Genomic DNA, 7,212 nt, shown 5'->3' with positions numbered 1-7,212 from the left:
ATAACCCCTCGTGCTCACCCGAAGAACCCGCTGCGTGCCGGCCGGGGTGGGCCGGGCTGAGCCGGGCTGGGCTGGGTCGGCCGGGGTCGGCCGGGGTCGGCCGGGGGTGGCGGGGGTTGGCCGGGTTGGCGGGTTCGAGCCGAGGGGTTATCCCCTCGGGTTGCCGGTTCTCGGCTCGTGTGAGAGGGGAGAAGGGGCATTTCGCGGGGATAACCCCTCGTGCTCACCCGAAGAACCCGCTGCGTGCCGGCCGGGGTGGGCCGGGCTGAGCCGGGCTGGGCTGGGTCGGCCGGGGTCGGCCGGGGTTGGTGAGGGTCGGCCAGGGTTGGCCGGGTTGGCGGGTTCGAGCCGAGGGGTTATCCCCTCGGCTTGCCTGTTCTCGTCTGGTGTGAGTGGGGGAGAAGGGGTATGCCGCGGGGATATCCCTTCGAGTGGTCAGGTGAAGAAGCCGGTGTGCCAGGTGGGGTGGGCTGGGGTCCAGCCGAGGGTGTGGGCGTGGGCGTTGGTGGCGCCGCGGGCCCAGGGGGTGCGGGGGGTGTCTGGTGTCGGGTACGCCGGGATAGGGGCGCCTACTGACTGGGTGAAGGTGGGGAGCCAGGTGGTGGCGGGGGTGGGGTCGTCGTCGACGATGTTGACGGGTCCGGAAGGCCAGGTGAGGGCGGCGCGGGCCGCGGTGGCGGCGTCGTCGATGTGGAGGAAGCTGGTGACGTCGCAGGTGGCTGGTAGCTGGCCGGCGGTGGCCAGGTCGGCCATCAGCGCGCCCTTGGTGTACCAGGTGTCCGGCCCGTAGAGCATGCCGTAGCGCAGTACGACCCACTCGGGCGCTTCCGCGGTGATCTCCTCGAGGGCGGCGACCGCCCCGACCATCCCGCGGCGGCTCTCGTCCGCGGAGTGCGCGTCCAACGGCGTGGATTCGTCGGCGGGCGCATCGCCCGGCTCGTACGCCCACGCGACGCTCTGCGAGATCACTCGCCGTACGCCGGCCGCGAGCGCAGCGTCGACCAGATTCCGCGTGCCCTCGCGGCGGATCCGGCCGTTCCTGGCGAAGTCGCGTGAGGTGAGATCGGTCAGTTGGTGCATGACCACGTCCGGCCGTGCCGCCGCGACCAGCTCGCGCAGCGCGGCGGCGTCGTACACGTCACCCTGGACAGTCGTCACGCCAGGCACCTGCGAGCGCCGCGACAACGCGGTCACCTCGTGGCCGTCAGCAACCAGTAGGGGGACCAGGCGGCGGCCGATGACGCCGGTCGCGCCGGCGATGAAGATCCTCATGCTGACAAACCTAGGCAACCGTGCGCCCACGGCCCTGGTCCAATCGGTGAGCGGTTCGGCGGTCCATTTCCTTCGGGGTGAACAAGCGTTTACCATTCCTGAGTAAACAACCGTTCACCTCGTGAGGACCCAGGTTGACCGTCCGTCCCGCCGCTCATCCACGCCTGATCCTGGCCGCGCTCGCGTTCTGTGGCGTGCTGGTCTCGATCAGCCAGACCATCGTCGTACCCCTACTCCCCGAACTCCCCGAAATCACCCACAGCCCGGCGTCGGACGTCAGTTGGCTGATCACGATCACCCTGCTCACCGGCGCGGTCTTCACTCCGCTGCTGGGCCGGGCCGGCGACATGTACGGCAAGCGCCGCGTCCTGCTGATCGCCCTGGGCTCGATGGTGATCGGCTCGTTGCTCTGTGCCAGCAGCTCGGACCTCAGCGTGCTGATCGTCGGCCGCGCGTTCCAGGGCGCCGCGGTGGCGGTGGTCCCGCTCGGCATCAGCATCCTGCGCGACGAGTTACCGCCGCGGCGGGTGATCCCGTCGATCGCGATCATGAGTTCGACCCTGGGCATCGGCGCGGCGTTCGGCATCCCGGCCGCGACGCTGGTCGTCCAGTACGCGAACTGGCACACGATGTTCTGGATCAACCTCGGCCTCGGCCTGCTCGACGTCGTACTCGTCCTGCTGATCGTCCCCGAGTCGGCGGTCCGCACGAGCGGTCGCTTCGACGTCGTCGGCGCGCTCGGCCTGAGCGCGTTCCTGGTCTGCCTCCTGCTCGCCGTCTCGAAGAGCAATGCCTGGAGCGCACCGAAGCTCGTCGCCCTGTACGGCGTAGCGGTGCTGCTCGTCCCGCTCTGGGGGTGGTACGAGCTGCGCACGAAGAGTCCGCTCGTGGACCTCCGCGTTTCCGCACGTCCTGCGGTGCTGTTCACGAACCTCGGCGCGCTGCTGATCGGGTTCGCGTTCTACGCCAACTCCCTGTCGACCGCGCAGCTCGTGCAGGAGCCGACGTGGACCGGGTACGGGCTCGGCGAATCCATCGTCGTCAGCGGGCTGTGCCTGCTGCCCGGAGGTGTCGCGATGGTGTTGCTGTCGCCGGTGTCGGCGCGGATCTCCAGCGCGCGGGGTCCGCGGTTCACCCTCGCGATCGCGTCGGTGATCATGGCGGCGGGGTACGTCGTCCGCCTGTTCACCAGCAGCAATGTCGCCGGGATCGTCATCGGCGCGACTGTTGTTTCGGCCGGCACCGCCGTCGCGTATTCGGCGCTTCCGGCGCTGATCATGCATGCTGTGCCGGTGACCGAAACGGCCGCCGCGAACGGCCTCAACACGCTGATGCGCACGATCGGGCAGGCGATCTGCAGCACGATCGTGGCCGCGGTGCTGGCCAACGTGACGATCTCCCAGGCGGGCCGGGTCGCGCCCGCGCTGTCGGCGTACCTGACCGTCTTCGTGATCGCGGGTATCGCCGCGGTGGTGGCGGCGGGGCTCGTTCTGCTGATCCCGGTACGACGGCGCGAGCCGGCGTACGAGGTGACAGTGAGGTGATGCGGACGTGACCGACCCGGGGCGGACCGCGATCCTGCGCGCGGCGCGGAAGGCGTTCGCGCGCGAGACGTACGACGCGGTCACGCTCCGCGGGGTCGCCGCGGACGCGGGGGTCAGCGCCGCCCTGATCGTCAAGTACTTCGGGGGCAAGGAAGCGCTCTTCGAGCGGGCGGCCGACTTCACCGAGGCGGCCCAGTTGCTGCTCGGCGCGCCCAACGAGCGGCTCGGCGAGCATGCCGTCCGCACCCTGGTCCAGTACCGCCGGGACAACGACCAGGACCTGCTCGTCCGGGTCGTGTTCGCGGCCGGGAAGGGTGACGACCGCGCGCTGATCCGCGAGCACTTCCGCGACCAGGTGACCCGTGCCTTCGCCGCCCGCCTGACCGGACCGGACGCCCAGTTGCGCGCCGCTCTCATCACCGCCCAACTGCTCGGCCTCGGCGCCGCGCTGGCGATCGACAGGGCCGGCGCCATCGCCGCCGCCGACGTCGCCGAGGTGGTCGGGCTCTACGCGCCGGGCCTGCAAGCGCTGATCACTCCTTGAGACACCGTCTTAGAATGTGATCTGGGGTGCTGGCCGCAGGCTGTGACGCCGCTAGCATGGACGGTCCAGGCCGAGAGGCGCTGCAACGGGCCGATGGTCCGCCACGCTCGACCTGAGTGCAGACACTGCAAGGGCGCCTCCGGAGATCCTTTCTGGAGGGGACGGCAGATGAGTGAAACCGCGCTGCGCGAGCTGCTGGATCAGCGGATCGTCGTGCTCGACGGTGCCTGGGGCACGATGCTGCAGAACGCCAAGCTCAAGCCCGAGGACTACCAGCCCGACCGCTACAACGACCAGACCCACGACGTCACCGGCGACCCGGACCTGGTCAACCTGACCCGGCCGGACGTGATTCTCGACGTCCACCGGCAGTATCTGGCGGCCGGCGCCGACATCACCACGACGAACACCTTCACCGCGTCCAGCATCGGCCAGGCCGACTACGGCCTGCAGCAGTACGTGCGGGACATGAACCTGGCCGGCGCGCGGCTGGCCCGGCAGGCGGCCGACGAGTTCGCCACGCCCGATCGCCCGAGGTTCGTGGCCGGCTCGATCGGCCCGCTCAACGTCACGCTGTCGCTGAGCCCGCGGGTCGAGGACCCGGCGTACCGCGCGGTCACCTTCGAGCAGGTCAAGGCGACGTACGCCGAGCAGATCGCGGCGCTCGCCGAGGGCGGCGTCGACCTGCTGCTGATCGAGACGATCTTCGACACCCTGAACGCGAAGGCCGCCGTCGCCGCGGCCCGCGAGGTCGCCCCGCACCTGCCGCTCTGGATCTCGGTCACGATCGTCGACCTCAGCGGCCGCACGCTCTCCGGCCAGACCGTCGAGGCGTTCTGGAGCTCGGTGGAGCACGCGGCCCCGCTCGTCGTCGGCGTGAACTGCTCGCTCGGCGCCGCCGAGATGCGGCCGCACGTCGCCGACCTGGCCCGGTTCGCCGGCACGTACGTCGCCTCGCACCCGAATGCCGGCCTCCCGAACGCGTTCGGCGGGTACGACGAGACGCCCGAGCAGACCGCGGGCATGCTCGAGGAGTTCGCGCAGTCCGGACTGGTGAACATCGTCGGCGGTTGCTGCGGCACGACGCCGGCCCACATCAAGCAGATCGCCGCTGCTGTCGACGGGATGACGCCGCGGACCGTCGTACCGACCGATCACACCACCAGGTTCTCCGGTCTCGAGCCGTTCAAGATCAGCGCCGACACCGGGTTCGTGATGATCGGCGAGCGGACCAACGTGACCGGGTCGGCGCGGTTCCGCCGGCTGATCGAGGGTGACGACCACCAGGCCGCGGTCGACGTGGCGCTGGAGCAGGTCCGCGGCGGCGCGAACCTGCTGGACGTGAACATGGACGCCGACCTGCTCGACAGCGAGGAGGCGATGACCACCTTCCTGAACCTGATCGCCACCGAGCCCGAGGTGGCCCGGATCCCGATCATGATCGACAGCTCGAAGTGGTCGGTGCTGGAGACCGGGCTGAAATGCGTGCAGGGCAAGGGCGTGGTCAACTCGATCAGCCTGAAGGAGGGCGAGGAGCAGTTCCTCGACCACGCCCGGCGGATCCGCGACTACGGCGCCGGCGCGGTGGTGATGGCCTTCGACGAGCAGGGCCAGGCCGACACCGTCGAGCGCAAGGTCGCGATCTGCGGTCGCGCGTACGACCTGCTGACCGGGATCGGCTTCCCGGCCGAGGACATCATCTTCGACCCGAACGTGCTGGCCGTCGCGACCGGCATGTCCGAGCACAACGGCTACGCGAAGAACTTCATCGACGCGCTCCCGCTGATCAAGGCCCGCTGTCCGGGCGTGCACATCAGCGGCGGCATCTCGAACCTGTCGTTCTCGTTCCGCGGCAACGACATCGTCCGCGAGGCGATGCACTCGGCGTTCCTGTACCACGCCGGCAAGGTCGGCCTGGACATGGGCATCGTGAACGCGGGCCAGCTCGCCGTCTACGAAGACATCCCGAAGGACCTGCTCGAGCTCGTCGAGGACGTCATCTTCGACCGGCGCGACGACGCCACCGATCGCCTGGTCGCCTTCGCGGAGAACGTGAAGGGTAAGGGCACCAAGCGCGAGATCGACCTGACCTGGCGCGAGGGGACCGTGCAGGAGCGGCTGTCGCACGCGCTGGTGCACGGCATCGTCGACTACATCGAGGAGGACACCGAGGAGGCGCGCAAGCAGCTTCCGCGGCCGCTCGAGGTGATCGAGGGTCCGCTGATGGACGGCATGAAGATCGTCGGCGACCTGTTCGGGGCCGGCAAGATGTTCCTGCCGCAGGTGGTGAAGAGCGCGCGGGTGATGAAGCGCTCGGTCGCCTACCTGGAGCCGTTCATGGAGGCGGAGAAGGAGCAGGCCCGGCTCGAGGGCCGCGCGGAGATGGTCCGCGGCCAGGGCAAGGTCGTGATGGCGACCGTGAAGGGCGACGTCCACGACATCGGTAAGAACATCGTCGGCGTGGTGCTCGGCTGCAACAACTACGAGGTGATCGACCTCGGCGTGATGGTGCCGGCGGCAAGGATCCTGGACACGGCCGTTGCCGAGGGCGCCGACGCGGTCGGGCTGTCCGGGCTGATCACGCCGTCGCTCGACGAGATGGTTGCCGTAGCCGGCGAGATGCAGCGGCGCGGGCTGAAGCTGCCGCTGCTCATCGGTGGTGCGACCACGTCGAAGCAGCACACCGCGGTCCGGATCGCACCGGCGTACGACCAGACGACAGTGCATGTGCTCGACGCCTCGCGGGTGGTTGGCGTGGTGTCGGACCTGCTCGACGAGGACCGGGCGGAGCAGCTTGCCAAGAGCAACAGCCTTGAGCAGGAGCGGCTCCGCGAGCAGCACGCGAACAAGCAGCGCAGCCCGTTGCTGACACTGGCCGAGGCGCGGGCGAACAAGGAGCCGGTCGAGTACGGCGAGCTGCCGGTGCCGGCGTTCACCGGGCTGCGCCGGGTGACGCCGTCGCTGGAGACGCTGCGCGAGATGATCGACTGGCAGTTCCTCTTCCTGGCCTGGGAGTTGAAGGGCAAGTACCCGGCGATCCTCGACCAGCCGGTGGCGCGGGAGCTGTTCGACGACGCGAACACGTTGCTGGACGAGATTGTCGCCAACGGGTCGTTCACGGCTGAAGGCGTGTACGGGTTCTGGCCGGCACACAGCGAGGGCGACGACATCGTCCTCGACGGACTCGACGCGTCGTTCCCGATGCTGCGGCAGCAGACCGAGAAGCCCGCCGGGCGGCACAACCGCTGCCTGGCCGACTACATCGCTCCGGCCGGTGACCACCTCGGTGGGTTCGGCGTCGCGATCCACGGCGCCGAGGTGCTGGCGAAGTCGTACGAGAACGACAACGACGACTACCGCGCGATCATGGTGAAGGCGCTGGCCGACCGGCTGGCCGAGGCGTTCGCGGAGTGGATCCACCTGGAGGCGCGGAAGGCGTGGTTCGAGCCCGACGTACAGCCGGTGCTCGAGGATCTGCACGCCGAGCGGTTCCGCGGGATCCGGCCGGCGCTCGGGTACCCGGCGAGCCCGGACCACACCGAGAAGAAGGATCTCTTCGAGTTGCTGGACGCGGAGAAGCTTGGGCTCGGGCTGACGGAGTCGTTCGCGATGACGCCGGCCGCGGCCGTGAGCGGCCTGATCTTCGCCCACCCGGCGTCGCGCTACTTCAGCGTCGGCCGCCTGGGCCGCGATCAGATCGAGGACTACGCCGTCCGCCGGGGGCTCGCGGTCGAAGAGGTCGAGCGCTGGCTCCGACCGAACCTGGCCTACGACCCGCAGTAGACGCTTCGGTCGGCGCCGGGTGCAGGTCTGGTCGTGTCACACTTTCGCGCCGTGAATACTCGAAGAAGG

At 69.5% G+C, this 7,212-nt stretch carries 4 protein-coding genes and 1 riboswitch; of the genes, 3 read left to right on the top strand and 1 reads right to left on the bottom strand.

Going from position 1 to position 7,212, the window contains the following annotated elements:
• Nucleotides 1–435 precede the first annotated feature (435 nt).
• A complete protein-coding gene (locus ACIA58_RS37585; protein WP_396408622.1) occupies nucleotides 436–1,272 on the bottom strand; it encodes an NAD-dependent epimerase/dehydratase family protein in 837 nt (278 codons plus the stop codon).
• Nucleotides 1,273–1,406: 134 nt separating this feature from the next.
• On the opposite strand from ACIA58_RS37585, the gene ACIA58_RS37580 reads away from it, so the two are divergent.
• From ACIA58_RS37580 to metH, 3 genes are all read left to right on the top strand, one after another.
• Entirely contained in the window at nucleotides 1,407–2,816 is a 1,410-nt protein-coding gene (locus tag ACIA58_RS37580; RefSeq protein ID WP_396408621.1) for an MFS transporter, read from the top strand.
• Nucleotides 2,817–2,823: 7 nt separating this feature from the next.
• Nucleotides 2,824–3,360: a TetR family transcriptional regulator gene (locus tag ACIA58_RS37575; protein WP_396408620.1), complete on the top strand. Its 537-nt coding sequence runs from the start codon at nucleotides 2,824–2,826 to the stop codon at nucleotides 3,358–3,360.
• A gap of 66 nt (nucleotides 3,361–3,426) precedes the next feature.
• A riboswitch (S-adenosyl-L-homocysteine riboswitch) is annotated at nucleotides 3,427–3,506 on the top strand.
• 22 nt (nucleotides 3,507–3,528) lie between these two features.
• On the top strand, nucleotides 3,529–7,143 hold the full coding sequence (gene metH / locus ACIA58_RS37570) for a methionine synthase (protein ID WP_396408619.1): 3,615 nt from the start codon (nucleotides 3,529–3,531) through the stop codon (nucleotides 7,141–7,143).
• Nucleotides 7,144–7,212 lie beyond the last annotated feature (69 nt).

The organism is Kribbella sp. NPDC051586 (assembly GCF_044453965.1).
GTDB lineage: Bacteria > Actinomycetota > Actinomycetes > Propionibacteriales > Kribbellaceae > Kribbella.
The sequence above is the reverse complement of the archived record's forward strand: the minus strand, read 5'-3'. Positions and strand labels throughout refer to the sequence as shown.

What these genes read in the sequence shown, in the direction of transcription:
- metH (WP_396408619.1), top strand. Translation starts at nt 3,529, where the DNA reads ATGAGTGAAACCGCGCTGCGCGAGCTGCTGGATCAGCGGATCGTCGTG.
- ACIA58_RS37585 (WP_396408622.1), bottom strand. Translation starts at nt 1,272, where the DNA reads ATGAGGATCTTCATCGCCGGCGCGACCGGCGTCATCGGCCGCCGCCTG.